22 protein-coding genes are annotated in these 25,518 nt (G+C 74.4%); 14 read left to right on the top strand and 8 right to left on the bottom strand.

The features are described 5' to 3' along the window. Nucleotides 1-20: 20 nt before the first annotated feature. Nucleotides 21-1,871: an SCO7613 C-terminal domain-containing membrane protein gene (locus ACI79K_RS02030; RefSeq protein WP_456598830.1), complete on the bottom strand. Its 1,851-nt coding sequence runs from the start codon at nt 1,869-1,871 to the stop codon at nt 21-23. A gap of 65 nt (nt 1,872-1,936) precedes the next feature. Then, nucleotides 1,937-2,992 carry a S1C family serine protease gene (locus ACI79K_RS02025; RefSeq protein WP_456590348.1) on the bottom strand — a complete coding sequence of 352 codons (1,056 nt, stop codon included), beginning with the start codon at nt 2,990-2,992 and terminating at the stop codon, nt 1,937-1,939. A gap of 178 nt (nt 2,993-3,170) precedes the next feature. Here ACI79K_RS02025 and ACI79K_RS02020 point away from each other — a divergent pair, with 178 nt between their 5' ends. The 5 genes from ACI79K_RS02020 to ACI79K_RS02000 all read left to right on the top strand — a co-directional run bounded on the left by ACI79K_RS02020 (nt 3,171) and on the right by ACI79K_RS02000 (nt 8,891). Continuing rightward, nucleotides 3,171-4,772 (top strand): ABC-F family ATP-binding cassette domain-containing protein, encoded by a 1,602-nt coding sequence (locus ACI79K_RS02020; protein WP_456598829.1) that lies wholly within the window; start codon nt 3,171-3,173, stop codon nt 4,770-4,772. 376 nt (nt 4,773-5,148) lie between these two features. After that, nucleotides 5,149-5,379, top strand: a complete 231-nt coding sequence (locus tag ACI79K_RS02015; RefSeq protein ID WP_269193646.1) for a helix-turn-helix domain-containing protein — start codon at nt 5,149-5,151, stop codon at nt 5,377-5,379. A 64-nt stretch (nt 5,380-5,443) separates the two neighbouring features. Next, the gene (locus ACI79K_RS02010; protein WP_456590350.1) at nt 5,444-6,193 is read left to right on the top strand and encodes an enoyl-CoA hydratase/isomerase family protein; all 750 of its coding nucleotides are present in this window, start codon (nt 5,444-5,446) and stop codon (nt 6,191-6,193) included. 85 nt (nt 6,194-6,278) lie between these two features. Next, the gene (locus tag ACI79K_RS02005; RefSeq protein WP_456590351.1) at nt 6,279-8,171 is read left to right on the top strand and encodes an ABC transporter ATP-binding protein; all 1,893 of its coding nucleotides are present in this window, start codon (nt 6,279-6,281) and stop codon (nt 8,169-8,171) included. Nucleotides 8,172-8,426: 255 nt separating this feature from the next. Further along, complete coding sequence (locus ACI79K_RS02000; RefSeq protein ID WP_456590352.1) at nt 8,427-8,891, top strand: SgcJ/EcaC family oxidoreductase; 465 nt, start codon at nt 8,427-8,429, stop codon at nt 8,889-8,891. Between the two features lie 7 nt (nt 8,892-8,898). Here ACI79K_RS02000 and ACI79K_RS01995 read toward each other — a convergent pair whose 3' ends face one another. Then, entirely contained in the window at nt 8,899-9,879 is a 981-nt protein-coding gene (locus ACI79K_RS01995) for a DUF881 domain-containing protein (protein WP_456598828.1), read from the bottom strand. A gap of 15 nt (nt 9,880-9,894) precedes the next feature. After that, a complete protein-coding gene (locus ACI79K_RS01990) occupies nt 9,895-10,416 on the bottom strand; it encodes an Lrp/AsnC family transcriptional regulator (RefSeq protein WP_456596499.1) in 522 nt (173 codons plus the stop codon). 169 nt (nt 10,417-10,585) lie between these two features. Between ACI79K_RS01990 and hppD the strand changes: the two genes are divergently transcribed. Next, nucleotides 10,586-11,791 (top strand): 4-hydroxyphenylpyruvate dioxygenase, encoded by a 1,206-nt coding sequence (gene hppD, locus ACI79K_RS01985; protein ID WP_456590355.1) that lies wholly within the window; start codon nt 10,586-10,588, stop codon nt 11,789-11,791. Nucleotides 11,792-11,871: 80 nt separating this feature from the next. Further along, complete coding sequence (locus tag ACI79K_RS01980) at nt 11,872-12,102, top strand: hypothetical protein (protein ID WP_456598827.1); 231 nt, start codon at nt 11,872-11,874, stop codon at nt 12,100-12,102. A gap of 25 nt (nt 12,103-12,127) precedes the next feature. Here the strand turns inward: ACI79K_RS01980 and ACI79K_RS01975 are convergent, their stop codons facing one another. Genes ACI79K_RS01975 through ACI79K_RS01960 form a run of 4 tightly spaced genes read right to left on the bottom strand, consistent with a single transcriptional unit; the run spans nt 12,128 to nt 16,695 of the window. Further along, nucleotides 12,128-12,289, bottom strand: coding sequence for a hypothetical protein (locus ACI79K_RS01975; RefSeq protein WP_456590356.1), 162 nt, complete (start codon nt 12,287-12,289; stop codon nt 12,128-12,130). 5 nt (nt 12,290-12,294) lie between these two features. After that, on the bottom strand, nt 12,295-13,023 hold the full coding sequence (locus ACI79K_RS01970) for a sirohydrochlorin chelatase (RefSeq protein ID WP_456598826.1): 729 nt from the start codon (nt 13,021-13,023) through the stop codon (nt 12,295-12,297). Between the two features lie 58 nt (nt 13,024-13,081). Next, entirely contained in the window at nt 13,082-13,837 is a 756-nt protein-coding gene (locus ACI79K_RS01965) for an SDR family oxidoreductase (RefSeq protein ID WP_456590358.1), read from the bottom strand. Then, on the bottom strand, nt 13,837-16,695 hold the full coding sequence (locus ACI79K_RS01960) for an aconitate hydratase (RefSeq protein ID WP_456598825.1): 2,859 nt from the start codon (nt 16,693-16,695) through the stop codon (nt 13,837-13,839). Before ACI79K_RS01960 ends, ACI79K_RS01965 begins: the two co-directional genes overlap by 1 nt. A 274-nt stretch (nt 16,696-16,969) precedes the next feature. Between ACI79K_RS01960 and ACI79K_RS01955 the strand changes: the two genes are divergently transcribed. From ACI79K_RS01955 to ACI79K_RS01925, 7 genes are all read left to right on the top strand, one after another. Next, the gene (locus ACI79K_RS01955; protein WP_456590360.1) at nt 16,970-17,956 is read left to right on the top strand and encodes a phosphatase PAP2 family protein; all 987 of its coding nucleotides are present in this window, start codon (nt 16,970-16,972) and stop codon (nt 17,954-17,956) included. Then, a complete protein-coding gene (locus ACI79K_RS01950; protein ID WP_456598824.1) occupies nt 17,953-18,711 on the top strand; it encodes an SIR2 family NAD-dependent protein deacylase in 759 nt (252 codons plus the stop codon). The genes ACI79K_RS01955 and ACI79K_RS01950 overlap by 4 nt, the downstream gene beginning before the upstream one ends. A gap of 161 nt (nt 18,712-18,872) precedes the next feature. Continuing rightward, nucleotides 18,873-20,408, top strand: coding sequence for an AMP-binding protein (locus ACI79K_RS01945; RefSeq protein ID WP_456590362.1), 1,536 nt, complete (start codon nt 18,873-18,875; stop codon nt 20,406-20,408). A 226-nt stretch (nt 20,409-20,634) separates the two neighbouring features. After that, entirely contained in the window at nt 20,635-21,972 is a 1,338-nt protein-coding gene (locus ACI79K_RS01940) for a C40 family peptidase (protein WP_456590363.1), read from the top strand. 280 nt (nt 21,973-22,252) lie between these two features. Then, nucleotides 22,253-23,539 (top strand): AAA family ATPase, encoded by a 1,287-nt coding sequence (locus tag ACI79K_RS01935; RefSeq protein ID WP_456590364.1) that lies wholly within the window; start codon nt 22,253-22,255, stop codon nt 23,537-23,539. Further along, nucleotides 23,536-24,555, top strand: a complete 1,020-nt coding sequence (locus tag ACI79K_RS01930; protein WP_456598823.1) for a DUF58 domain-containing protein — start codon at nt 23,536-23,538, stop codon at nt 24,553-24,555. Before ACI79K_RS01935 ends, ACI79K_RS01930 begins: the two co-directional genes overlap by 4 nt. Beyond that, nucleotides 24,552-25,508: a VWA domain-containing protein gene (locus ACI79K_RS01925; protein ID WP_456598822.1), complete on the top strand. Its 957-nt coding sequence runs from the start codon at nt 24,552-24,554 to the stop codon at nt 25,506-25,508. The genes ACI79K_RS01930 and ACI79K_RS01925 overlap by 4 nt, the downstream gene beginning before the upstream one ends. Nucleotides 25,509-25,518: the final 10 nt, after the last annotated feature.

Below are 25,518 nucleotides of genomic sequence, written 5' to 3'. Positions count from 1 at the left end.
GCGAAGGGGTCGCCCGTTCGTCACCGGAGGTCGGTGAGACGGGTGGCGAAGAACGGCACGGGATGCCGTTCGCGCAGGGATCCCACCGCGAGCAGGAAGCTGCCCACGGCGAGGGCCACCCCCAGGGGCCAGGGCAGCGCCGGCACCGCGAGGCCGACCGCGACGGCGAGCGCGGCGCCGGCGCCCACGGTCAGCGGCGTGCGCACCCCGCTGCGGGCGCCGAGGACCATGAGTGCTGCCGCGGCGACGAGCACCCCGACCGCGCGCGACCCGTCCGGCGCGACCACGGCGATCGCCGTCGAGGGCACCACGGCGGCCAGGAGGCCGGGGCCCCATGCCGGCCACGAGCGGCCGTGGGTCAGCCGCGGCCCCGCCGCCAGCAGCAACCCGGCGGCCGCCGACAGCGAGTACCACTCCACGGCGGAGAGGTCCGCAGCACCCGCGGCCACCCAGACCGCGGCGACCAGCTGCCCGGCCCCGACCCGCCAGGCCACCAGCGTGCGCGCCGGCGGATCGTCCCCGGTGGGCGAGGTGCCCCCGGTCCCGGCCGGCACGGGCACCGCAGTGGGGTGCACCGGCTCCGGGCGCCGCCCGGTCCGCCAGGCCCACCACAGGGTGAACAGCCCCTGGGCCGCCAGGTGGGCGGCCAGGACCGGCCGGTCGCCGGCCGCCAGCGGCACGAGCACCGCCGCCCCCGCGCACACCGCGGCCACCCGAACCGTGGGCCGGCGGCTAGCGGCCGCCAGCCCGGCGCCGACCGTCATCGCCACCCCGTAGAGGGCAGTGAGCAGAACGGCGGCCACCGGCGCGGTCAGCGCATCGGCCGGCAGGGCCAGCAGCACCGAGCCGGCCAGGCACCCGACGGTGGTGGGCAGGGCGACCGGGCGGTCGTCCCCGCGACGGACGGCGACGAGCGCCGTCGGCAGCGCGGTCAGCAGCAGCAGGACCGACAGGGCCGCCCACGCCTCCCCGGCCACCAGGCGCAGCACGCACAGCACCGCGGTCACGACGCCACCGGCCACCGCCGCGGGCAGCAGCAGGTCTCGCCGCCAGCCGTGCAGCGTGGATGCGGCGAGGTTCGCGGTGACCACCCCGCCGTAGGCGGTGAGCGTGGTGGCGACCACGCCCCACGAGGAGAACGCACCCGCGACCGCCGCCCCGGCCACCGCACCGGCGACGACGGGAACCGCCCGGGGCGGCCCGAGGAGGCGCTCCAGCGGAGCGCGGAGCCGGGCGAGGAGCAGGCCGCCCGCGGCCCCGACGACGAGCGCGGCGGTGAGCCACTGCCGCGTCCCGGCGGCGTGCCAGACCTCGGTGGTTCCGGCGACCACGCCGAACAGCCACCACGGGACGGTGGTGACCAGCGCGATCCGCGCCACGGCGGGACGGGCGGCGGCGGTCCCCAGGCCCACCAGCGCCACGGTGAGACAGGCGTCGGTGCGCGGGCCGTCGGCGAGGCCGCCGAGAGCCCCGAGCACGGCCAGCTGCAGCGTGGCCCAGGCCGCCACCGGCCAGGCCGCCGTGGACGGGGCGAGGAACCGCAGCGCCAGGAACGCCGCGATCAGCCCCCCGCCGACCGCGGTGGACGGCGCGAGGACGCCGCCGGCCGGTGCGAGGGCGGCCAGCGACAATCCCGCGGCAGTGGCCGCCAGGCTCTCCTCGGAGCTGCGCAGCCGCTCGCGGGCGGCGCGGACCGAGCCGGCGGCGGCGGCCGCGGCGAGCGCCAGGAGCAGCCCGCGCACCGCCCAGCCGCCGGAGGCCGAGGCCACCGCGGCGCCGGCGGTCACCAGGAGGACCGCCCCGACGCCCAGCAGCACCTGCGGGGGGCGGGCGCGGTAGGCGAGCGCGGACGTGCCGACCGGCCGCGTCATGGCCGCCTCCTCCCTCCGCCCGGGTGCCGTCCCACCGTGGAGCTGTGCCCGTGCCGGGCAGCCCGTCAACCCGCGGGCTGCCGCTCCGCCAGGGTCAGGGACACCGTCTCGGTCGAGCCGTCGCCGCGCACCACGGACAGCTCCAGGGTGTCACCGGGGTCGTGGGCCCGGACGACGGAGACGAACTCCTCGGCGCCGCGCAGGGGTTCGCCGTCCGCCTCGGTGAGGACGTCCCCGGGGCTCAGCCGGGCCGCGGCCGCCGGCCCGTCGGGGGCGACCTCGGCGACGACCACGCCGCTGGTCCGCGGGGTCCCGAGCTGCTCGGCGATCCGCTCGGTGAGCGTGACCGGGACCAGGCCGGCGAAGGCGTGGCTCACGGTCCCGTCCTCGAGCAGCTGCTCCACCACGTCCACGACGGTCGCGGCAGGGATGGCGAACCCGAGCGCCACCGCACCGGTCGAGGGCGGCAGGTAGGCCTCGTTGATCCCGACGACCTCGCCGTCGGCGTTGGCCAGGGCCCCGCCGCTGCTCCCCGGGCTGATCGCCGCGTCGGTCTGGATCAGGTCGACCAGCGGCAGCTGCGCGCCGCTGGTCCCGGCGGGGATGTCGCGGTGGAGCCCGGAGATCACCCCGGTGGTGATCGTGTTCTCGAAGCCCAGCGGGCTGCCGATCGCCACGGCCGGTTCCCCGGGCGCGGGCAGCTCCTCCTGGAACGTGGCGGCGGGCAGGTCGTCGCGGTCGGCGCGGAGCAGCGCGAGATCGGAGACCGGGTCGGCGGCCAGGACGGCGGCCCGGCCGCGCCGGCCGTCGGCGAAGGCGATCTCCACCTCCTGCTGGTCGGCGACGACGTGGGCGTTGGTGACGATCAGCCCCTCGTCGCTGTAGACCACGCCGCTCCCCAGGCCGGGACCGGAGAGGATCGTGACCACGCTGGCCTCGAGGACCTCGACGACCCCGGTGGCGTCGGTGAGGCTGGTCACCGCCCCGGAGCCGCCCCCCGTTCCCGGGGCGGCGCCGGTCGGCGGTTCCTCCCCGTCACCGGTGCAGGCCGCCAGCGCGAGCAGCGTCGCCAGCAGGACCGCCGGCAGGGCGCGCGGGCGGCGTGGGGGAGTAGCGGTCATGGCGGTCCCTGCGGAAGGGGCTGTCGTCTGCCCTGTCTCGGATCGGGGTGCGGGTGCGGGCGGGTGCAGCAGCCCTTTTGCCGAACCTAGGCGCAAGTCCCGGTCCCGACCACCGCAGCCGACGGGGGTGGGCCGTGACGAGGCCCGGCCGCTGCGCGGGGGTCCTACACTGGGAGCAGTGATCACGACGACCGGCCTGGAGCTGCGCGCCGGCGCCCGCATCCTCATCAGCGAGGCCAACCTGCGCGTGCAGCCCGGTGACCGCATCGGCCTGGTCGGGCGCAACGGCGCGGGCAAGACCACCACCCTGACCACCCTGGCCGGTGAGCGGCTCCCGCACGCCGGGAAGGTCGAGGTCAGCGGCGAGATCGGCTACCTGCCGCAGGACCCGCGCAGCGGTGATCTCGACATCACCGCCAGCGACCGGGTGCTCTCCGGCCGCGGGCTCGACGTCCTGCGCAACCAGATGGTGAAGGCGCAGGTCGCGATGGCCGAGCCGGCCGACGACGCCGAGCAGGACAAGGCCGTCCGCCGGTACGGGCGCCTCGAGGACCAGTTCGCCGCCCTGGGGGGCTACGCCGCGGAGAGCGACGCGGCGCGCATCTGCAGCAACCTGGGCCTGCCCGACCGGGTGCTGGCCCAGCCGCTGCGCACCCTCTCCGGTGGCCAGCGCCGGCGCGTGGAGCTGGCCCGGATCCTCTTCTCCGACGCCGAGACGCTGCTGCTCGACGAGCCCACCAACCACCTCGACGGCGACTCGATCACCTGGCTCAAGGGGTTCCTCTCCAGCCACCGGGGTGGACTGATCGTCATCAGCCACGACGTCGAGCTGCTCGACGCCGTCGTCAACAAGGTGTGGCACCTGGACGCCAACCGGGCGACCGTCGACGTCTACAACCTCGGCTGGAAGCCCTACCTTGCCCAGCGGGAGACCGACGAGCGCCGGCGCAAGCAGGAGCGGGCCAACACCGAGCGGAAGATCGACACCCTCAACGCGCAGGCCGACAAGATGCGCGCCAAGGCGACGAAGGCCAAGGCCGCCAAGAGCATGGACAAGCGCGCCGAGCGGCTGGCCGCCGGCCTGGCCGACGTGCGGGTGCAGGACAAGGTCGCGAAGCTGCGCTTCCCGACGCCGGCCGCGTGCGGGAAGACGCCGCTCACCGCCGAGGGGCTGTCCAAGAGCTACGGCTCGCTGGAGATCTTCACCGACGTCGACCTGGCGGTGGACCGCGGAGCCCGCGTGGTCGTGCTGGGGCTCAACGGCGCGGGCAAGACCACGCTGCTGCGGATGCTGGCCGGCACCGAGGTGCCCGACACCGGCGAGGTCAAGGCCGGGCACGGGCTGCGCGTGGGTTACTACGCGCAGGAGCACGAGACCCTGGACATGGACCGCACGCTGCTGGAGAACATGCGCTCCGCGGCGCCGGACAGCACGGACACCGAGCTGCGCCGCATCCTCGGCGCCTTCCTGTTCTCGGGAGAGACGGTCGACCAGCGCACCGGCACGCTCTCCGGCGGTGAGCGGACCCGGCTGGCGATGGCGACGCTCGTCGTCTCCGGCGCGAACGTGCTGCTGCTCGACGAGCCGACCAACAACCTCGACCCGGCCAGCCGCGAGCAGGTGCTCGACGCGCTGCGCACGTACGCCGGGGCGATCGTGCTGGTCACCCACGACGAGGGCGCGGTGCGGGCGCTGAGCCCCGACAAGGTGATCCTGCTGCCCGACGGCACCGAGGACACCTGGAGCGAGGACTTCGCCGACCTGGTCGAGCTCGCGTAGCAGATCGTCGGCCTCCGGCCGACACTGCGGCCACGCGCCGTCCCCCCGCTGCGACGAGCGAGTCCCCGGCGCTCGTCGGGGGACCTCCGGCCCCCGCTCCTCGCGCCGCCTCGCGGGGGCGGCTCGCGCTGGCACCGCGACCAGGTGCCGTCGCTCTCGGGCTGCCCCCCGTCCGCACCGTCCCTCGGGAACCCTCCGGGCCCCGCTCGGGACGACACAGGTTCACCTGGCCGACACCTGGGGTGTGGGTGATCATGGGGTGGCGGGAGCCGTGGTCGACGGGACGGCGGCACCACGGCGACAGCCAACACACGGGCCGCCGCGCGAGCCGGCACTGCCGGCGCCGGGAGACCGGTGGCCGACACGGAGGGGAGCCATGGCCGACACCAGCACGTCCGACCTCGGCAAGGGCAAGCGGATCACCGGCGGGGACCGGTCGACGCTCGCCGACGAGCTGCGCAAGCGCTACGACGAGGGCGAGAGCATCCGGTCGCTGGCCACCTCGACGAACCGGTCCTACGGGTTCGTGCACCGCCTGCTGTCGGAGTCCGGGGCCTCGCTGCGCAGCCGCGGTGGGGCCAACCGGAATAGTAAGAAGAGTGAGTGAGCCCGCGAACGAACCAGTAGGCACAGCACCAGACCCCACCAGTTCCGCCGCCACGCCCGGCTGGGTGCGGACGAGCCGTGAGGGCGCCGTCCTCACGGTCACGCTGGACCGCCCGGACCAGCTGAACGCGCAGACGCCGGAGACCTGGTCGGCGCTGGCCGACGTCGGGGCCGCGCTCGACGAGGACGTCCGCGTCGTCGTCGTGCGCGGCTCGGGACGGGCCTTCTCGGCGGGCCTGGACCGCAGCATGTTCGACACCGGCTCCACCACCGGTGGGGGGCTCGGCGAGCTCGTCCGGTTGCCGGTGGAGGAGGCGCAGGAGCGGATCCGGTCCTACCAGGCCGGCTTCCGCTGGCTCCGCTCGCCGGGGATCGTCTCGGTCGCCGCGGTGCAGGGCCACGCCATCGGCGCCGGCGCCCAGCTGGCGCTCGCCTGCGACCTGCGGGTGTTCACCGACGACGCGCAGCTCCGGTTGCCCGAGGTGACCCTCGGCCTCGTCCCGGACCTGACCGGTACCAGCACGCTGGTGGAGCTCGTCGGCTACTCGCGCGCGCTGGAGCTGTGCATGACCGGCCGGGCCGTGGGCGCCGCCGAGGCGCAGGCGATCGGCCTGGCGACCGTGGTGGTGCCGCGGGTGGAGCTGGACGCAGCGGTCGCCGACCTGACCGCGGCCCTGGTGGCCCCGCCCGTCGGGGCCAGCCGGGCGACGGCCGCGCTGGTGCGGTCCGCCGTCCGTAACGACTTCGCCAGCCAGGACGCCGCCGAGCGCGCCGCCCAGGTACAGCGGCTGCACGATCTGGCCGGCGGTCGCTGACGGACTCCCAGGAACAAGCGCGGTCGCGTCCCGGTTGCAGGAGCCGCCGGGGCGCGACCGGCGGGCGTCGGGAGGTGCGGTGGACATGAGCAGCCCCATGACGTCGATGGCCGCCATGCGGTCGTTCAAGCGCGACCCCTCGGTCACCGCCCGGCAGCTGCCGAAGGGGACCGTCCGGCGCATCATCGGCATCGCCCGGCCCTACCGGCGCGAGCTGACCCTCTTCCTGCTGCTGGTGGTCGGGTCGTCGGTCATCGGCGTCGTCACGCCGCTGCTGGCCGGCGACATCGTCAACCGGATCGCCGACCTCGAGGGCACCGCGGGCGGCATCGTCCGGATCGCGCTGGTCATCGCCGGCCTGGCGGTCGTCGACGCCGCCATCTCCCTGGGCACGCGCTGGTACTCCGCGCGCATCGGCGAGGGCGTCATCTACGACCTGCGCAGCCGGGTCTTCGAGCACGTCCAGCGGATGCCGGTCGCCTTCTTCACCCGCACGCAGACCGGCGCGCTGGTCAGCCGGCTGAACAACGACGTCGTCGGCGCGCAGCAGGCGTTCACCTCGACCCTGTCGGGCGTGGTCTCCAACGTCATCGGGCTGGTGCTCACCGCGGGCGTCATGCTGACGCTCTCGTGGCAGATCACGCTGCTGTCGCTGGCGCTGGTGCCGCTGTTCGTACTGCCCGCGCGCCGCATCGGCCGCCGGCTGCAGGAGATCACCCGGGAGTCCTACGCCCTCAACGCCTCGATGAACGCCACGATGACCGAGCGCTTCAACGTCGCCGGCGCGCTCCTGGTGAAGCTCTTCGGCCGGCCCGCCGCCGAGGCCGAGTCGTTCCGCGGGCGGGCCGCCCGGGTCCGCGACATCGGCGTCCTGTCGGCCATGTACGGGCGCACCTTCTTCACCGCGCTGACGCTCGTGGCGGCCCTGGCGACCGCGCTTGTGTACGGCCTCGGCGGCTGGCTGGCGTTCACCGGCTCGCTGAGCCCCGGCGCGGTCGTCGCCCTGGCGCTGCTGCTGTCCCGGCTCTACGGGCCGCTGACGGCGCTGGCCAACGTCCGGGTCGACGTGATGAGCGCGATGGTCAGCTTCGACCGGGTCTTCGAGGTGCTCGACCTCCCGCCGATGATCCGCGAGGCGCCCGACGCCGTGCCCGTGCCGGCCGAGGACCGCTCCATCGAGTTCGAGCACGTCTCCTTCAGCTACCCGGCCGGCGCCGACGTCTCGCTGCCGTCGCTGGAGGAGGTGTCGCTGCCCGAGCACGGGGGGCCGGTCGACGTCCTCCACGACGTCTCCTTCCGGGTTGCCCCCGGCCAGCTGGTCGCCCTGGTCGGCCACTCGGGGGCCGGGAAGTCGACGATCGCCCACCTCGTCCCGCGGCTGTACGACGCGACCGGTGGCACCGTCCGCGTCGGCGGCGTGGACGTGCGGCGGGCGACGCTCTCCTCCCTGCGCGACGCGATCGGCGTCGTCAGCCAGGACGCGCACCTGTTCCACGACACCATCGGCGCCAACCTGCGCTACGCCCGGCCGGAGGCCACCGACGAGCAGCTGTGGGAGGCGCTCACCGGGGCCCGCATCGCCGACCTGGTGCGCTCGCTGCCCCAAGGGTTGGAGACGGTGGTCGGTGACCGCGGCTACCGCCTCTCGGGCGGGGAGAAGCAGCGGCTGGCCATCGCCCGCGTGCTGCTGAAGGCGCCCGGCATCGTGATCCTCGACGAGGCGACCGCACACCTGGACAGCGAGTCCGAGGCCGCGGTGCAGCACGCCCTCGACACCGCGCTGGCCGGCCGGACGTCGCTGGTCATCGCGCACCGGCTGTCGACGATCCGCAGCGCCGACCAGATCCTCGTCGTCGACGAGGGTCGGATCGTGGAGGCGGGCACGCACCAGGAGCTGCTGGCGCGCGACGGCCGGTACGCCGACCTGCACCGCACCCAGTTCGCGCAGCAGGAGCCGCGGTCCGTCGTCGTCGGGTGACCGGATCCGGGTGCGATCGATCGCTCTGCGCGCATGCTCGTGCACGCCCTGTGGCAGGCGCTCGGGCGCGTGCCGGTGGTGGTCGATCTGACGGCGGGTCACTGCGGCGAGCGTCGAACGGGAGTGGCTCCCGGACCACTAGCGTCACTCCTGTCCCAGGCGGCCGCAGCCCGGGACACGTGGCCGGGCTGGCGCGGCCACGCGGAACCACAGCAGGCGTCGGGACGTGCCGACGAACGCCAGCGAGGAGGAGACGTGACCGCAGCGCACCCGCAGGACGCTCAGATCCAGGCGCTCTACGCGGAGTTCATCGACGGCTGGAACCGGCGCAGCGGCGCGGCGGTGGCGGCCGGGTTCGCCGACGACGGCGACATCATCGGGTTCGACGGCAGCCACCACCGGGGCCGGCTGTCGATCGCGGCAGACCTGCGGCAGGTGTTCACCTCGCAGCAGACGCCCGCCTACGTGGCGGTCGTCCGCTCGGTCCGCCCGGTCGGGGAGGGCGTGGCGATGCTGACCGCCCACGCGGGCATGATCCCCGCGGGTGCCGGCGACCTCGATCCGGAGCTGAACGCCGTCCACACCATGATCGCCGTCGACGACGGGCGCGGCCGCTGGCGCATCTCGCTGTTCCAGGTCACCCCGGCGGCGTGGCCTCAGCACCCCGAGGCGCGGGAGGCGCTGACCGACGAATTGCGGGGCCTGCTCATCCCGCAGTGACCGCGGGTCAGTCGACGGTGGCGTCCACGGAGACGAGATCCTCCTGGTCCACCCGCGCCTTGCCGCCCGCGCGGGCGACGTCGGCGATCACCCCGCCGGACACCGAGAGGGCGACGTCCATCGCGGCCGGCGGGCCGATCGCGAGGAAGTCGTAGGGGGCGGTCAGCGGCTGCCCGTCGATGCGCAGGGCGCCGGGGGAGCCGGTCACCGCGCTGGACGCGACGACCCGCACGTCGTCGACCTGCAGCACCTCCGCCCCGGCGCCGCGGAGCTCCTGGATGGCGCCGAGGATCACCGAGGTCGGGACCGCGCCGCCGGGGTCCTGGATGGTCAGCCGCACCCCGGGGCCGCGCGCCGGGAGCGTGCCCGCCAGGATGCCGATGGCCTCCGCCCGTGACCGCGCCTCCGCCAGTGCGCTGCCGGACTCCTCCTGCCCGCTGCCCAGGTCCTCGAGGGTCTGCCGCGTCTCTGCGATCTGCTGGCGCAGCGTCGCCTCCCGGGCGCCGAGCTCGTCCAGGATCACCACGAGGTCGGCCTCCCGGCGCACGTCCTGGTCGCCGGGCTCCGCCGTGCTGCGGATCTGGACGGTGAGCGCGAAGCCGAGTGCGACGGCGAGGGCAGCGGTGGTCGCCACGGCGACCGGTCGACTCCACGAGCGCGTCGGGAGTGAGTCTCCAGTAGAGGTTGAGGTGGACCCGGAACGCGCCCCGGCGTCGCCGGTCGGCGGGGTCGCGTCGTCGGGGGTGGGCGGTGCCGCGTCGTCGGGATGCCCCTCCGGTGCCGGGCTGTCCCCGGCCCCCGCTCCGTCCTCGACGCGATGCCGGGCCTCGGTGCCGGCCCGGTCCTCGGGTCCGGTCCGGCGCTCGGCGCCGACCTCGTCCTCGGCATCCGCGCCGTCCTCGGCGCGGGCCTCGTCCACGGCAGGGGTGGGAGGTGCGGGGGTGGGATCGGCCCCGGGTGGCGCATCGCTCCGTTCGTCGCCGTCCATCGGCCCCACAGTAGGTCAGCCGCGGGCCGGCTCTCGGTAGCTGGGCGAGCGCCCCGACCCGGGCGCCGCCTCGGAGCGCAGCAGCGGCAGGGTGCGCCAGGGCACCAGGCAGGTAAGCGCCACCACGCTCGTCGACCGGACGACCGAGGCCGAGCGGTTCAGCTGCACCAGGATCTCCTGCAGCGCCTCGTGGGAGGCGGCGGCCACGCGGCAGATCACGTCGCCGCTGCCGGTGGTGGCGTGGGCCTCGAGGATCCCGGGGATCGCCTCGAGGTCCCGGTGCACCGCGTCGAGCGCCCCCTGTGCGATCTCGAGGGTCACGAAGGCCTGCACGCCGAACCCGGCGGCGGCCACGTCCACGTCCGGGCCGAAACCGGTGACCACCCCCGCTGCTTCCAGTCGCTGTAACCGCGCCGTGGCCGTGGCGCGCGCGACGCCGACGACCCGGGCGATCTCCAGCAGCCCGGCGCGCGGGTGGTCGTGGAGCGCCTCCAGCAGCGCGACGTCGAGGGTGTCCAGTTCACGGGGCCGGCTCATCGTGCCTCCTTCACGTCGACAGCTGTGCAGTCTGCACAGCAGCAGGTGCCCAGAGCCAGTCCGAGCGAGCAGCCAGCGCAGTCGCAGGGTGCTTGCTTGCGCAGCAGGGCCGGGTCGGTGTGGTGTGACACGGGACACGGGACACGCGAACGGACGAGGAGGAGGCGCGATGACGCTCGAGCAGGTGCTCAACGACGAGGAACGGCTCGCAGGCCTGGACCTGCCGCAGCTGCAGCAGCTGGTCGGCCTGGTGGAGTACGACCCCTCCGGGGATCCCTTCCCGGTCACCGGCTGGGACGGGCTGGTGTGGGTCGTGGGCAACGCCGTGCAGACGGCGCACTTCTTCCAGTCGGCGTTCGGCATGCAGCTGGTCGCCTACTCCGGCCCCGAGACGGGGAACCGGGACCACCACGCCTTCGTGCTCACCTCGGGGGCCGCGCGGTTCGTCGTCCAGGGGGCCTACGACCCGGCGAGCCCGCTGGCCGACCACCACCGTCTGCACGGCGACGGCATCGTCGACATCGCCCTCGCCGTCCCCGACGTCGACCGCTGCATCGCGCACGCCCGGGCCCAGGGCGCCACGGTGCTGGAGGAGCCGCACGACGTGAGCGACGAGCACGGCACCGTGCGCCTGGCGTCCCTCGCGGCCTATGGCGACACCCGGCACACCCTGGTCGACCGGTCCCGCTACGCCGGGGCCTACCTGCCCGGTTACGTGGCGCGGACGTCGTCCTTCGTGAAGCGCCCCGGAGCGCCGAAGCGGCTGTTCCAGGCCGTCGACCACGTCGTCGGCAACGTCGAGCTCGGGGCGATGGACCAGTGGGTGGACTTCTACAACCGGGTCATGGGGTTCACGAACATGGCCGAGTTCATCGGCGACGACATCGCGACCGACTACTCCGCGCTGATGAGCAAGGTGGTCGCCAACGGCAACCACCGGGTCAAGTTCCCGCTCAACGAGCCGGCGATCGCGAGGAAGAAGTCGCAGATCGACGAGTACCTGGAGTTCTACCGGGGCCCTGGCGCGCAGCACGTCGCCCTGGCGACCAACGACATCCTGGCCACGGTCGACGCGATGACCGCCGAGGGTGTGGAGTTCCTGGCCACGCCGGACTCCTACTACGAGGATCCGGAGCTCCGTGCGCGGATCGGGACGGTGCGGGTGCCGATCGAGGAGCTGCAGCGGCGCGGCATCCTGGTGGACCGCGACGAGGACGGCTACCTGCTGCAGATCTTCACCAAGCCGACCGGTGACCGGCCCACGGTCTTCTTCGAGCTCATCGAGCGGCACGGCTCGCTGGGCTTCGGGAAGGGCAACTTCAAGGCGCTCTTCGAGGCGATCGAGCGGGAGCAGGAGCGCCGCGGCAACTTCTGAGGAGGGGGCTCCCGGCGGGGCATACTGCCGTCGTTCCGGCCGGGACCCCACGCGACCCCGGGCCGCTCCTCCTGGCCGCGGTGGCCGGCGCCGCCCACGTGGTCGTCGGCTACTTCTACCTGGCGAGCGGGCTGGTCGTCCCGAGGTACGCGCTGCTCCCGCTGTGGGTGCTCTGGCTGCTGCCCGCGGTGCTGCTGGCCCGGCTCGCAACCACCCGATCCTGGTGGACACCGCTCGTGCCGGTGGGGGCTGCGGCGCTGCTCGTCCTGGCGGTGGTCGCCGGTGACCAGTTCCTCGGCTGGCAGGCCTGAGCCGGAGACGGGGAGACGCCGGGGCTCAGTCGCCCGGGCCGGCGGGGCTCGGTCCGGTGGTCGCGCGCTGCTCGTCGGCGTGGGTGCGGAGGGCGTGCAGCACCGCACGGTTCACCACCACGTAGATCGCCAGGAGGAACAGGCCGACGACGACCAGGTACAGGGCGAGAATGATCAGCGACGTCACCGGCGTCAGGCTATCGGCCGGCCGGGCCCGTCCGGGAGCGCCGCGTCGTAGCGGTCGAGGAGCACGGCGGCGATGCGGTTGTCGGGCAGGAGGGGCGCCGTGATCGCGTCCGCGCCGGCCCCGGCCAGCTTGTCGTGGAAGTGGCCCGGCGCGAGGAGGTAGGAGGCGATGACCACCTGCTCCGCCCCGGCCTTCCGGGCGCCGGCCACCGCGTCGGGGACCGGTGGCTGCGCGGCGGAGCCGTAGCCGGTCGTCACTGGCCCGGCCCACGACGCCTGGAGGAGGGCGGCCGTGCGCTCGACGTCGGCCACCGACCGGGAGTCGCTGGACCCGGCGGCGGCCAGGACGACCGCGGTCGACGGGTCGGCCGGGTCGGCGCCCGACTCGACCAGCCGGGCGAGCAGCACCTCGGCCAGCCGGGGGTCGGGCCCCAGCGGCCGGGCGGCGACGGCCGACTCCGCGGCGGCGACGGCGCCGGCGATGTCGACGTGCACGTGATAGCCGCCGGAGAGCAGCAGCGGGACGACGACGGCGGGGCGACCGGCGGCCGCCAGCTCGGCGACCACGTCCACGACCGTCGGGGGCTGCACGTCGACGAACGCCGCGGTGGTGACCAGGCCGGGACGAAGCCGGCGCGCGGCCAGCGCCAGCTCGGCGATCAGCCGGCGGCCGGTGGGGTTGCGGGTGCCGTGGGCGCAGGCCACCAGGACGGGCACCTGCGACTGTGCGCTCATCGGGGTGTCCGGACCGGGGATGGCCCGATGAGCACACATGTGCGGTGGTCGGGTGCGATCACAGCGCGCGGGTGACGCCGCCGTCGACGGCGATCATGGTGCCGGTCAGGTAGGAGGCGGCGGGGGAGAGGGCGAACGCCGCCACCCGGCCGAACTCCTCCGGTCGCCCGACCCGGCGGAGGGGGATCGAGGCCTCGGTCCGGGCCCGCATGGCGGCGGGATCCGGGGATGCCGCTTCGATCTCGGTGATCCGGTCGGTGGCGATGGTCCCCGGCATCAGCCCGACCACGCGGATCCCCTTCGGCCCGAGTTCGTCGGCCAGCGCCTTGGCCGTCATGGCCAGACCCGGGCGCAGGCCGTTCGAGATGGCCAGGTGGCCGATCGGCTGCCGGACCGACGTGGAGAGGACGAACCCGATGCACGCCCCCTCGGCCAGGTGCGGGACCAGCGCCCTGACCAGCCGCAGCGGACCGAGGAGGACGTTCTCCACCCCGGCCCGCCAGTCGGCCTCCGTCGTCTCCAGCACCTGCCCCCGGGCCGGCCCGCCGACGGAGATCAGCGCGCCGTCGACCCGCCCCAGCCGCTCGAGCGCCGAGGAGACGAGGTGCTCGGCGGTGTCCGGGTCGGCGAGGTCGGCCGGGACGCCGGATGCCGCCGTCCCCAGGGCGGAGACGGCGGCGTCCACGGAGTCGGCGGAGCGGGAGCTGACCAGCACCCGGGCCCCGTCGTCGACGAGGGCCCGGGCGGTCGCGAACCCCAGCCCCCGGCTCGCGCCGGTGAGCAGGTATCCGCGACCGCCCAGGCCCAGGTCCATCAGGCGGCAGAGCCCCGCAGCGACCGCAGGACGTACTGCATGATCCCGCCGTTGCGGTAGTAGTTCGCCTCGCCGGGGGTGTCGATGCGGACGCGGGCGTCGAACTCCACGTCCCCCGCCTTCACCTTCACCGTGCGCGGGATCTCGCCGTCGTTGAGGGCGGTGATCCCGGTGATGGTGAACTCCTCGTCGCCGGTCAGGCCGAGCGACTCGCGGTTCTGGCCCTCGGGGAACTGCAGCGGCAGCACGCCCATGCCGATGAGGTTCGAGCGGTGGATGCGCTCGTAGCTCTCGGCGATGACGGCCTTGACGCCGAGCAGCGCGGTGCCCTTGGCGGCCCAGTCGCGCGACGAGCCCGAGCCGTACTCCTTGCCGGCCAGCACGACCAGCGGGATGCCGGCGTCGATGTAGGCGCGGGAGGCGTCGTAGATCGTCGTCGTCTCGCCGGTCAGGTGGTTCTTGGTGACGCCACCCTCGGTGCCCGGCACCAGCTGGTTGCGCAGCCGGATGTTGGCGAACGTGCCGCGGATCATCACCTCGTGGTTCCCGCGGCGCGAGCCGTAGGAGTTGAAGTCGCGGCGGTCCACACCGTGCTCGCGCAGGTACCTCCCGGCGGGGGAGTCGGCCTTGATCGAACCGGCCGGCGAGATGTGGTCGGTGGTCACCGAGTCACCGAGCACCGCCAGGGTGCGCGCGCCGGCGATGTCCTCGACCGGGGCGGGCTCGGCCGGCATGCCGTCGAAGTACGGAGGACGCCGGACGTAGGTGCTGTCCTCGGCCCACTCGAAGGTGTCGCCGGTCGGGGTGGGCAGGTTCTGCCACTGCTCGGTGCCGGCGAACACGTCCTCGTAGCTGCGGCCGAACTGCTCGGCGGACACCGCGTGGTCGATGACCCGCTGGACCTCCTGCGGGGAGGGCCAGATGTCGCGCAGGAAGACGTCGTTGCCGTCGGCGTCGGTGCCCAGGGGGTCGTTGTTCAGGTCGACGTCCATGGAGCCGGCCAGGGCGTAGGCGATGACCAGCGGCGGCGAGGCCAGGTAGTTCATCTTGACGTCGGGGTTGATCCGGCCCTCGAAGTTCCGGTTGCCCGAGAGCACCGAGACCACGGCGAGGTCGGCCTCGTTGACCGCCTGGCTCACCGGCTCCGGGAGCGGACCGGAGTTGCCGATGCAGGTCGTGCAGCCGTAGCCGACCAGGTAGAAGCCCAGCTTCTCCAGGTACGGGGTGAGCTCGGCCTTCTCGTAGTAGTCCATGACGACCTTGGACCCGGGGGCCAGCGTCGTCTTCACCCACGGCTTGCTGGTCAGCCCGCGCTCGACGGCGTTCTTCGCCAGCAGCGCGGCGCCGATCATCACCTGTGGGTTGGAGGTGTTGGTGCACGAGGTGATCGCGGCGATCACGACGTGCCCGTGGTCGACGTAGGTCTCCGTGCCGTCCTCCATGACCACCCGGGTGGGCTTGGACGGGCGGTCCGGGACGCGGTCGGGGATGACCTGGTGGTTCGGCTTGCCGGCCTCCCCGTTGCCGTGCGCGAACGGGCTGACCGGGTCGGAGGCCGGGAAGGACTCGGCCGAGGCCTCGTCGGCCGCCGACTCGACGCCGTAGGGCTGCTCGTGACCGGGAACGCCGGGCTTGCGGTCCTCGCCGCCCGTCTCGTCGTCGGCCACGTAGTCGGCCAGCGACGTGCGGAACGCCGGCTTCGCCTCGGTGATCGCCACCCGGTCCTGCGGGCGCTTGGGCCCGGCGATCGACGGGACGACGGTGGCGAGGTCCAGCTCGAGGTACTCGGAGAAGGCCGGCTCGCGCGACGGGTCGTGCCAGAGGCCCTGCTCCTTGGCGTAGGCCTCGACGAGCTTGACCTGCTCCTCGGAGCGGCCGGTCAGCTTCAGGTAGGTGATGGTCTCCTGGTCGATGGGGAACATCGCCGCGGTGGAGCCGAACTCCGGGCTCATGTTGCCGATCGTGGCGCGGTTGGCCAGCGGCACCGCCGAGACGCCCTCCCCGTAGAACTCGACGAACTTCCCGACCACACCGTGCTCGCGCAGCATCTCGGTGATGGTGAGCACGAGGTCGGTGGCGGTGGCGCCCTCCGGGAGCTGGCCGGAGAGCTTGAAGCCGACCACGCGCGGGATGAGCATCGAGACCGGCTGGCCGAGCATCGCGGCCTCGGCCTCGATGCCGCCGACGCCCCAGCCCAGCACGCCCAGGCCGTTGACCATCGTGGTGTGCGAGTCGGTGCCGACGCAGGTGTCGGGGTAGGCGATGACGCGGTCGCCCTCGGGGCGCGGGAAGACGACCCGGGCCAGGTGCTCGATGTTGACCTGGTGGACGATGCCGGTGCCCGGGGGGACGACCTTGAAGTCGCTGAAGGCGCCCTGGCCCCAGCGCAGGAACTGGTAGCGCTCGCCGTTGCGCTCGTACTCGATCTCGACGTTGCGCTGGAACGAGTCCTCGGTGCCGAAGATGTCGGCGATCACCGAGTGGTCGATGACCAGCTCGGCCGGGGCGAGCGGATTGATCTTCTGCGGGTCGCCGCCCAGCTCCGCCATCGCCTCGCGCATGGTGGCGAGGTCGACGATGCAGGGGACACCGGTGAAGTCCTGCATGACCACGCGGGCCGGGGTGAACTGGATCTCCTGGTCGGGCTCGGCCGACGGGTCCCAGTTGGCGATCGCCCGGATGTGGTCGGCGGTGATGTCCGCGCCGTCCTCGGTGCGCAGCAGGTTCTCGAGAAGGATCTTCAGGCTGAAGGGCAGCTTCTCCGCGCCCTCCACCGCGTCGAGCCGGTAGATGTCGTACTCGGTGCCGTCGACGTCGAGCGTCGCCCGGGCTCCGAAGCTGTCCTTGCTGGCTGCCACTGCTCTGCGCCTACCCCTCGTGGTTCATCGCGCTTCGTTGACCACACCCGATCATCCCAGTTCGTAGCCGGGACCACCGAGTCAGGCGACCCTTCCTTCACCCCGTGACCCGCGTCACGGTCGGCGAAACACCGGCGGCCGCTGCTGGGGGAACGGGCCGCGACTGCGTCCCGCCCGCCGCTACCGCCGCAGCGGCCCCACCGAACCCGGGCGGACGGCGTGCCGTTCGCGGCCGCCTGCTCCCGGCCGGTCCGCGCGATTAGCGTCCCGCGCCATGACCGCGGTCGACCCAGCAGCACCCGCCCTCGCGGCGGCCCCGACAGCGGTGCCGACGACCGCGGTCGCCGGGGCCTCGGGCCGCGCCCGCCTGGTCGCCGCCGTTCTCTGGGCGGGCCTGCTGCTGGCGTTCGTGCTCACCTGCGCCGTGCGCGGCCTGCCCACCGACCGCGTGGTCCTCCTGGGCTGGGTGCTGGCCGGGCTGGCCGTCACCTCGGTCACCCAGGGCTGGCGCCGCCTGGTGCGGCTGCTGGTGGACTGGCTGCCGCTGGTTGCGGTGCTGCTGGCGTACGACGCGACCCGGGGGCTGGCCGACGGGCTCGGCATGCCGGTGCACGTCCGTGAGGTGGCCGACGCGGACCGGTGGCTGACCGGCGGGGTGCTGCCCACCGTGTGGCTGCAGGAGCACGTGCAGGCCGACTGGTGGAAGGCCCTGGCGACGCTGGTCTACAGCAGCCACTTCGTCCTCACCCCCGTGGTCCTGGCGGTGCTGTGGCTGCGCGACCGCGAGCGCTGGGTGCGCTGCGCCCGCCTGGTCGTGGCGCTGTCCCTCGCCGGGCTCGTCACCTACGTGCTCTACCCGGCCGCCCCGCCCTGGCTGGCCGCCAAGCAGGGGGTGATCGAGCCGGTCGAGCGGATCAGCAGCGCCGGCTGGGCCGTCCTCGGGTTGCCCCGCGCCGGGGTGCTGCTGGACACCGGCCAGGGGCAGGTCAACCTCGTCGCCGCGGTCCCCTCGTTGCACACCGCCTTCGCCGTCCTCATGTGCGTCGTGCTGATGTCCTCGGCCCAGCACGCCTGGCAGCGGGCCGGCCTGGTGGCCTACGCCGTGCTCATGCCGGTGGTCCTGGTGTGGTCCGGGGAGCACTACGTCGTCGACACGCTCCTCGGGGCCGCCTACGCCTGCGCCGTCGTGCTGCTGGCGCCCCCGGCCGGGCGGCTGGTGCGCGCGGGCGCCGGTCGTGCGGCCCTACCGTTGCGGGCGTGACCGACGTCGTCCCCGAACCCCTGCCCGGCTGGCTGACCGCCGCCTCCCGGATCACCGTCCTCACCGGCGCGGGCATCTCCACCGACAGCGGCATCCCCGACTACCGGGGCCCGAACGGCGTCTGGACGCGCGATCCGGACGCGGAGAAGCTGGTGACGCTGTCGTACTACGTGGCCGATCCCGACATCCGGCGCCGGGCCTGGCTGATGCGGCGGGACATGGGCGCGCTCGACGTGCGCCCCAACGCCGGGCACGCCGCGCTGGTCGACCTCGAGCGGCAGGGCCGGCTGCGCACCCTGGTCACCCAGAACGTCGACGGGCTGCACCAGGCGGCGGGCTCGGACCCGGCCCGGGTGGTGGAGATCCACGGCACCGTCCACGAGGTCGAGTGCCTGGGCTGCCGCGAACGCACGACGATGCAGGAGGCGCTGGACCGGGTGGCCGCGGGGGAGCCCGATCCGCCCTGCCGGTCGTGCGGCGGCATCCTGAAGTCCGCGACGATCAGCTTCGGGCAGCTGCTGGAGCCGGCGGTGGTCGACGCCGCGGTGGCGGCCGCCGGTGACTGCGACGTGTTCCTCGCGGTCGGGACCTCGCTGCAGGTGCACCCGGCGGCGGGGCTGGTCGACGTCGCCGTGCGGCACGGGGCCCGCGTGGTGGTGGTCAACGCGGAGCCCACGCCGTACGACGACGTCGCCGATCTCGTCGTCCGCGAGCCGATCGGGACGGCGATGCCGAGGCTGGTCGCGGCCGGCTGACGGCGTCCTCCCTCACGGTGCACGGTGCGGGAGGACGCTCCACGATCAGGTCGCCTGATCGTCGACGGCGACCGCTCGTCGTCCTCCCTGCCGACCGATAACGTGACGGGGACCACGTTGGACCGGCCGGCCTGCTCCGGCCCTGCACCCCGGGAGCCGGCATGCGCGTGCCCCTCACCAGTCGCGACTTCCTCGACCGCGCCGAGCTGGTCTACGGCGACCGCGTCGGCATCGTCGACGAGCCGGCGCAGCCCGCGCCGTCGCTGGGCGAGGTCTCCTACCGCGAGGTGGCCCGGCGGGGCCGCGCCCTGCAGGCCGGGCTCGACGGGCTGGGCATCGCCGAAGGGGAGCGGGTGGCGATCGTCAGCCACAACGCCGCCCGCCTGCTCGAGGTGCTACTGGCGGTGCCGTCGTCGGGCCGGGTCGCGGTGCCGATCAACTTCCGGCTGCAGCCCGAGGAGGTCGAGTACATCGTCGGGCACTCCGGTGCGCGGGTGCTGCTGGTCGACCCGGAGCTGGAGACGTCGCTCAAGGGGGTGCGCGCCGAGCACCGGTTCGGCACGGGGGAGGAGTACGAGCAGCTGCTGCGCTTCGACCGCGAGCCGCGGCCGTGGTCGGAGCCGGACGAGGACGCGACGGCGACGATCAACTACACCAGCGGCACCACCGCCCGCCCCAAGGGTGTGCAGATGACCCACCGCAACATCTGGGTCAACGCCGTCACCTTCGGCATGCACATGCAGATCAGCGACCGTGACGTCTACATGCACACCCTGCCGATGTTCCACTGCAACGGCTGGGGCCTGCCGTACGCCATGGCCGGGGTCGGTGCCCGCCAGGTGGTGCTGCGGAAGGTCGACGGCGCCGAGATCCTGCGCCGGGTGGAGCAGCACGGCGTGACGATCATGGCCGGGGCCCCGGCGGTCTGGAACGCCGTCCTGGAGGCCGCCGCCGACTGGGACGGCGAGGTGCCGGGGCGCGACCGGGTGCGGATCATCGTCGCCGGGGCGCCGCCGCCGTCGCGGACGATCGCCCGCGTCGAGGCCGAGCTGGGCTGGGAGTTCAACCAGATCTACGGCCTGACCGAGACCGCGCCGCTGCTCACCATCAACCGGCCGCGCGCCGAGTACGACGGGCTGGACCCCGAGGAGCGGGCCAAGCGGCTGTCGCGCGCCGGCGTGCCGTCGATCGGGACCCGGATGGCGGTGAGCGACAGCGGTGAGGTGCTGGCGCGCAGCAACACCGTGCTGGCCGGTTACTGGGAGAACCCCGACGCCTCGGCGGAGGCGCTCGAGGGCGGCTGGTTCCACACCGGGGACGGCGGCAGCATCGACGACGAGGGCTACGTCATCATCTCCGACCGCAAGAAGGACGTGATCATCACCGGCGGGGAGAACGTCTCCTCGATCGAGGTGGAGGACGTCGTCTTCAGCCACCCGGCGGTGGCCGAGGTCGCCGTCATCGGGATCCCCGACGACAAGTGGGGGGAGATGGTGACCGCGATCGTGGTGCTCGCCGAGGGGGAGCAGGCCACCGAGGCCGACATCATCGCCCACTGCAAGGCCCGGCTCGCGGGGTACAAGGCGCCGAAGCGGGTGGAGTTCCGCGACGAGCTGGCCCGCACCGCAACCGGCAAGATCCAGAAGTTCAAGCTGCGCGAGGACTTCTGGGCCGGTGCCGAGCGCCGGGTGAACTGAGCGCAACGCTCGGGCCCGCGCCGCGCGGGCCCGAGCGCGGGGCCGTCGTCACCCGCTCGGGTGTTCTCACCCGTGCGGGTGAGACCTCCTCAACGGTGCTGCGGTGCCGTCCGATGCCTCCACGGGGCGCCCGTCCGGGCGTCCCGCGGACGTCGGGAAGAGGCAGGTCGTGGGCAGCGGGACGCGGATGGGCACGGTGCGGGACGGTGGTACCGGTTCCCCGTGCGTGAGGGGCGGGCGCGGCAACGGCCGGACAGCGCTGCGGGCGGCGGTCGCGCTGCTCGTCGCCGCCGTGGCGATCGGCCTGACCCCGTCGTCGGCCGGCGCCGCGCCGCGGTCGCCCAGCGCCGCCGAGCTGAGCGCGGCGGAGCGGGCGAAGGCCGATGCCGCCACCCGGGTCGGGGAGATCGGCGCCCAGCTGGCGCAGGCGCGGGCCGAGGTCGAGGCCGCCCACCAGGGGGCGCTGATCGCGCTGCAGGACTACGAGGACAAGCAGGCGGCGTACGACGCGGCCAGGAACACCGCCGACGCCGCGGCCGCCGCGGCGGCCCGGGCAGCCGCCGACCTGCAGCAGGGACGCGACGACGTCGCCTCCTTCGCGCGGGCCAGTTACATGCAGGGCTCCACCTCTCCGGGCATCACCGCGCTGCTCAGCTCGAGCGGTCCGGCCGAGCTCATCGAGCGTTCGGCGCTGCTGGAAGCCGCGGGCGCCAACCGCACGGAGGTCGTCGCCGAGCTGACGGTCCTGGAGGTGCAGGCGGCGGGCGCCCGCGAGGTCGCCGACGAGACCGCGGCGCAGGCCGCGGCAGTCCAGCAGCAGGCGGCCGACCTGCTGGCGAGCGCGCAGTCCCAGGAGGTGTCGGCCCGCCGCCAGGCCGACGCGCTGGACGCCCAGGAGGACCAGCTCCAGGCGGAGCTCCAGCAGGCGCAGCAGATCCTCTACGGCCTGGAGGGGGCCCGGGCCGCAGCGCAGGCCGCCTCCGCGAGGCAGGCCGCCGCGCAGGATGCCGCCGCTCGCGCTCCCGCGCCGCGGCCCACCCACGCCCCGCCGGTGACCACCCCCGCCCCGCCGGTGGCCACCCCCGCGCCGTCCGGCCCGTCGCCCGTTCGCTCCCCGGGCGGCTCGGCCGGTGCCCCGTCGGCGTCGGCGGCCGCGGTGGCGATCGCCGCGGCGCGCTCCCAGCTCGGTGTGCCCTACTCGTGGGGTGGCGGCGGGAGCAACGGCCCGAGCAACGGGATCGCGCCGGACACCGCGATCTTCGGCTTCGACTGCTCCGGCCTCACCCAGTACGCCTACGCCCGGGCCGGCATCGCCATCGGCGGGACCAGCCGGGACCAGTGGTGGCTCAACCGCACCAAGCAGGTGGCGCTCGCCGATCTGCAGCCCGGTGACCTGCTCTTCTGGGGCGGGGACCGGAGCGACTACATGTCGATCACCCACGTGGCGATCTACATCGGCGGCGGGCAGGTGATCGAGGCGCCGGACCGCGGGAAGCACGTGACCATCGCGGCAGCACGCACCTCGAGCAGCACGTACTTCGGCGCGGTGCGACCGAGCGCCTGAGCCGCCGCCGGCGGGGACCGGGCACGAGGCAGAGAAAGGCGTCGGGCAGCCACGGGGGGAGCTGCCCGACGCACGGTCAGGCTAGCAGTCCGCGCGGTCGCCGGGCAGGGAGTTGCGCGCCCCGCCTGCGGCGGTGCGACAGCGGCCCGTGGGCGGCTGTCGGCGTTCCGGCGGCCCGCCCCGCCGGTGTAGGACACTGGGCGGGGGCCGGGACGACACCGCGCCCCGTCGACGGCCTGCCCGAGTCGGGTGGTCGCGGCCCGGCCGACCAGGGAGCCACGTGTCCAGCGCTGCCAGCACACCGACCGAGAGCCTGCCCACCTCCCCGCAGGCGCCGGTGCCGCCGTCGGTCGACGCCGCCCGCCTGGAGCGGGTGCTGTTCGAGATCAAGCGCGTCATCGTCGGGCAGGACCGGCTGGTGGAGCGGATGCTGGTCGCGCTGCTGGCGCGGGGGCACGTGCTGCTCGAGGGCGTGCCCGGCGTCGCCAAGACCCTCGCCGTCGAGACGCTGGCGACCGTCGTGGGCGGCACCTTCTCCCGCCTGCAGTTCACCCCCGACCTGGTGCCGGCCGACATCATCGGCACGCGCATCTACAAGGCCGGCCAGGACACGTTCGACACCGAGCTCGGCCCGGTGTTCGCCAACTTCCTGCTCACCGACGAGATCAACCGGGCGCCGGCGAAGGTGCAGTCGGCGCTGCTGGAGGTCATGGCCGAGCGGCAGGTCTCCATCGGCGGGGTCACCCACCCGCTGCCCGACCCGTTCCTGGTGCTGGCGACCCAGAACCCGATCGAGTCCGAGGGCGTCTACCCGCTGCCCGAGGCGCAGCGCGACCGGTTCCTCATGAAGGTGCTGGTGGACTACCCCAGCACCGAGGAGGAGCGCGAGATCATCTACCGGATGGGCTCCCGGCCCCCGGTGCCGGAGACGGTGCTCGGCCCCGACGAGCTGCGCCGGCTGCAGCGCACGGCCTCCGAGGTGTTCGTGCACCACGCCCTCGTCGACTACGTCGTCCGCCTGGTGGTGGCGACCCGGGCGCCGCGGGAGCACGGCATGGACGACGTCGCCACGTGGGTGTCCTACGGCGCGAGCCCGCGCGCCTCGCTCGGGCTCATCGCGGCCAGCCGGGCCCTGGCGCTGGTGCGCGGCCGGGACTACGTGCTCCCGCAGGACGTCCTCGACGTCACCGCCGACGTCCTCCGCCACCGCCTGGTGCTGTCCTACGACGCGCTGGCCGACGGCGTGCCGGCCGACCACATCGTCAAGCGGATCGTGCAGACGGTCCCGCTGCCGCAGGTGGCGCCCCGGCAGGGCGCCTCGGGTGGCGGACCGGGTGCGCCGGGCGGGCCGTCGGTGCCGCCGGGCCCGGGCGGGCCGTTCTTCGGGCCACCGCAGGGCATGCCGCAGGGGGCGCCGTGGGGTCAGCACGGCCCGCAGGCGCCGGGCGGGCCGCAGTACGGCCCGGGGCCCCAGGGGCCCGGTCAGCAGCCGCACGGTGATCACGGCGGTGCGGCCGCGCCGCAGCACGGCGGCAACGGCGCCACACCCGGGTCGCAGCGGACGTGATCGGCCGCCGTCGCCGGGAGGAGCCGCCGTCGGTCGCGCCCGAGCACCCGGGGCTGCTGCTGCACCCGGCGGCGCCCGGCTCGGGAAGCGGGGACGACGGGGCGCCGCCGCGCTTCGCCGACGGGCCGGCCGACGTGCTGCTGCGCCGGCTGGAGCTCACCGTGCGCCGCCGGCTCGACGGCCTGCTGCAGGGCGACCACCTGGGGCTGGTCCCCGGTTCGGGCAGCGAGGCCGGTGACTCCCGGACCTACCACCCCGGCGACGACGTGCGCCGCATGGACTGGCCGGTGACCGCCCGCACCCAGGTGGCGCACGTCCGGGAGACGATCGCCGACCGCGAGCTGGAGACCTGGGCGGTGGTCGACCTCTCGGCCAGCCTGGACTTCGGCACCGCGAACTGTCAGAAGCGCGACCTCGCGATCGCCGGGCTGGCCGCGGTCGGGCACCTCACGGTGCACGGCGGCAACCGGCTGGGCGCGGTCGTCACCACGGGGGAGCGGGTGGACCGGTACCCGGCGATGCCGGGCCGGCTGGCTGCCGAGCGGCTGCTCCGCTCGGTGGTGGCCACGCCGCGGGCGGGCAGCGGCCGCCGCGGCGACCTGGCCGCGGCGCTGGAGACGCTGCGCCGCCCGCCGCGCCGGCGGGGCCTGGTCGTGGTGATCTCCGACTTCCTGGGCGACAGCGACTGGGAGCGCCCGCTGCGGGCGCTGGGCACCCGGCACGACCTGCTGGCCGTGGAGGTCCTCGACCCGCGCGAGCTGGAGCTGCCCGACGTGGGGCTGCTCACCGTCGTGGACCCCGAGACCGGTCAGACCCTCGAGGTGCCGACCGGCGACGCCGAGTTCCGCGCCCGGTACGCCGAGGGCGCCGCCGCCCAGCGGGCCGGCGTGGCCGCGGCGCTGCGCCGGGCCGGGGCCGGCCACCTGCAACTGCGGACCGACCGTGACTGGCTCATGGACGTCGTCCGCTTCGTCGCCGACCGCCGGCGTGCCGGCAGCGGAGGGGCCTCCCGATGACCTTCCAGTCACCGTGGTGGCTGCTGGCCCTGCTCGTGGTCGCCGCGCTGGTGGCCGTCTACGTGGTGCTGCAGCTGCGGCGCAAGGCGTACGCGGCCCGATTCACCAACGTCTCGCTGCTGAGTTCGCTGGTCCCGAAGCGGCCCGGCTGGAAGCGGCACCTGGCGTTCGGGCTGGTCGCCCTGGGCCTGGCGACCCTCGTCGTCTCCCTCGCGGTGCCGAGCACCGAGGTGCAGGTGCCACGGGAGCGGGCGACCGTGATCATGGCCGTCGACGTCTCCCTGTCCATGGAGGCGGAGGACGTCGAGCCGACGCGGTTCCGGGCGATGCAGCGGGCGGCGACCGAGTTCGTCGACGTGCTGCCCGAGCGGATCAACCTGGGTCTGGTGACCTTCGCCGGCACCGCGACGACGGTGGTGCCGCCCACCACCGACCGGGGGCAGGTGGCCATCGCCATCGAGAACCTGGAGCTCGCCGAGGCCACGGCCATCGGCGAGGCGATCTTCACCTCGCTGGCGGCGATCCAGAACTTCCAGGCGTCCCTGGAGACCAGCGGCGAGGAACCCCCACCGGCGCGCATCGTGCTGCTGTCCGACGGCACCACCACCGTCGGCCGCGACGACTCGCAGGCCATCGAGGCGGCCCGCGCCGCGGGGGTGCCCGTCTCCACGATCGCCTTCGGCACCGACTACGGCACCCTCGACATCGACGGCGAGCGGGTGCCGGTGCCGGTGGACCGGGCGGCGCTGGAGGGGATCGCCGACGAGACGGGCGGCAGCTTCAGCGAGGCCGCCAGCGTCGAGGAGCTGGAGGAGGTCTACAGCGACCTGGGCAGCCAGATCGGCTACACCACCGAGCCCAAGGACATCAGCCCCTGGTTCGTGCGGGCCGGCGTGCTGGTCGTGCTGCTCGGCGCCGTCCTCAGCCTGTTCTGGACCAACCGCCTGGTGTGAGCGGAGGCCC

The organism is Blastococcus sp. SYSU DS0616, from assembly GCF_054051015.1.
Note: the sequence above shows the minus strand (reverse complement) of the source record. Positions and strands in the feature narration are given on the sequence as shown.

Coding starts and splice junctions, on each gene's coding strand:
- ACI79K_RS02030 (WP_456598830.1), bottom strand. CDS start 1,871: ATGACGCGGCCGGTCGGCACGTCCGCGCTCGCCTACCGCGCCCGCCCC.
- ACI79K_RS02025 (WP_456590348.1), bottom strand. CDS start 2,992: ATGACCGCTACTCCCCCACGCCGCCCGCGCGCCCTGCCGGCGGTCCTG.
- ACI79K_RS02015 (WP_269193646.1), top strand. CDS start 5,149: ATGGCCGACACCAGCACGTCCGACCTCGGCAAGGGCAAGCGGATCACC.
- ACI79K_RS02005 (WP_456590351.1), top strand. CDS start 6,279: ATGAGCAGCCCCATGACGTCGATGGCCGCCATGCGGTCGTTCAAGCGC.
- ACI79K_RS01995 (WP_456598828.1), bottom strand. CDS start 9,879: ATGGACGGCGACGAACGGAGCGATGCGCCACCCGGGGCCGATCCCACC.
- ACI79K_RS01990 (WP_456596499.1), bottom strand. CDS start 10,416: ATGAGCCGGCCCCGTGAACTGGACACCCTCGACGTCGCGCTGCTGGAG.
- hppD (WP_456590355.1), top strand. CDS start 10,586: ATGACGCTCGAGCAGGTGCTCAACGACGAGGAACGGCTCGCAGGCCTG.
- ACI79K_RS01970 (WP_456598826.1), bottom strand. CDS start 13,023: ATGAGCGCACAGTCGCAGGTGCCCGTCCTGGTGGCCTGCGCCCACGGC.
- ACI79K_RS01965 (WP_456590358.1), bottom strand. CDS start 13,837: ATGGACCTGGGCCTGGGCGGTCGCGGATACCTGCTCACCGGCGCGAGC.
- ACI79K_RS01955 (WP_456590360.1), top strand. CDS start 16,970: ATGACCGCGGTCGACCCAGCAGCACCCGCCCTCGCGGCGGCCCCGACA.
- ACI79K_RS01945 (WP_456590362.1), top strand. CDS start 18,873: ATGCGCGTGCCCCTCACCAGTCGCGACTTCCTCGACCGCGCCGAGCTG.
- ACI79K_RS01925 (WP_456598822.1), top strand. CDS start 24,552: ATGACCTTCCAGTCACCGTGGTGGCTGCTGGCCCTGCTCGTGGTCGCC.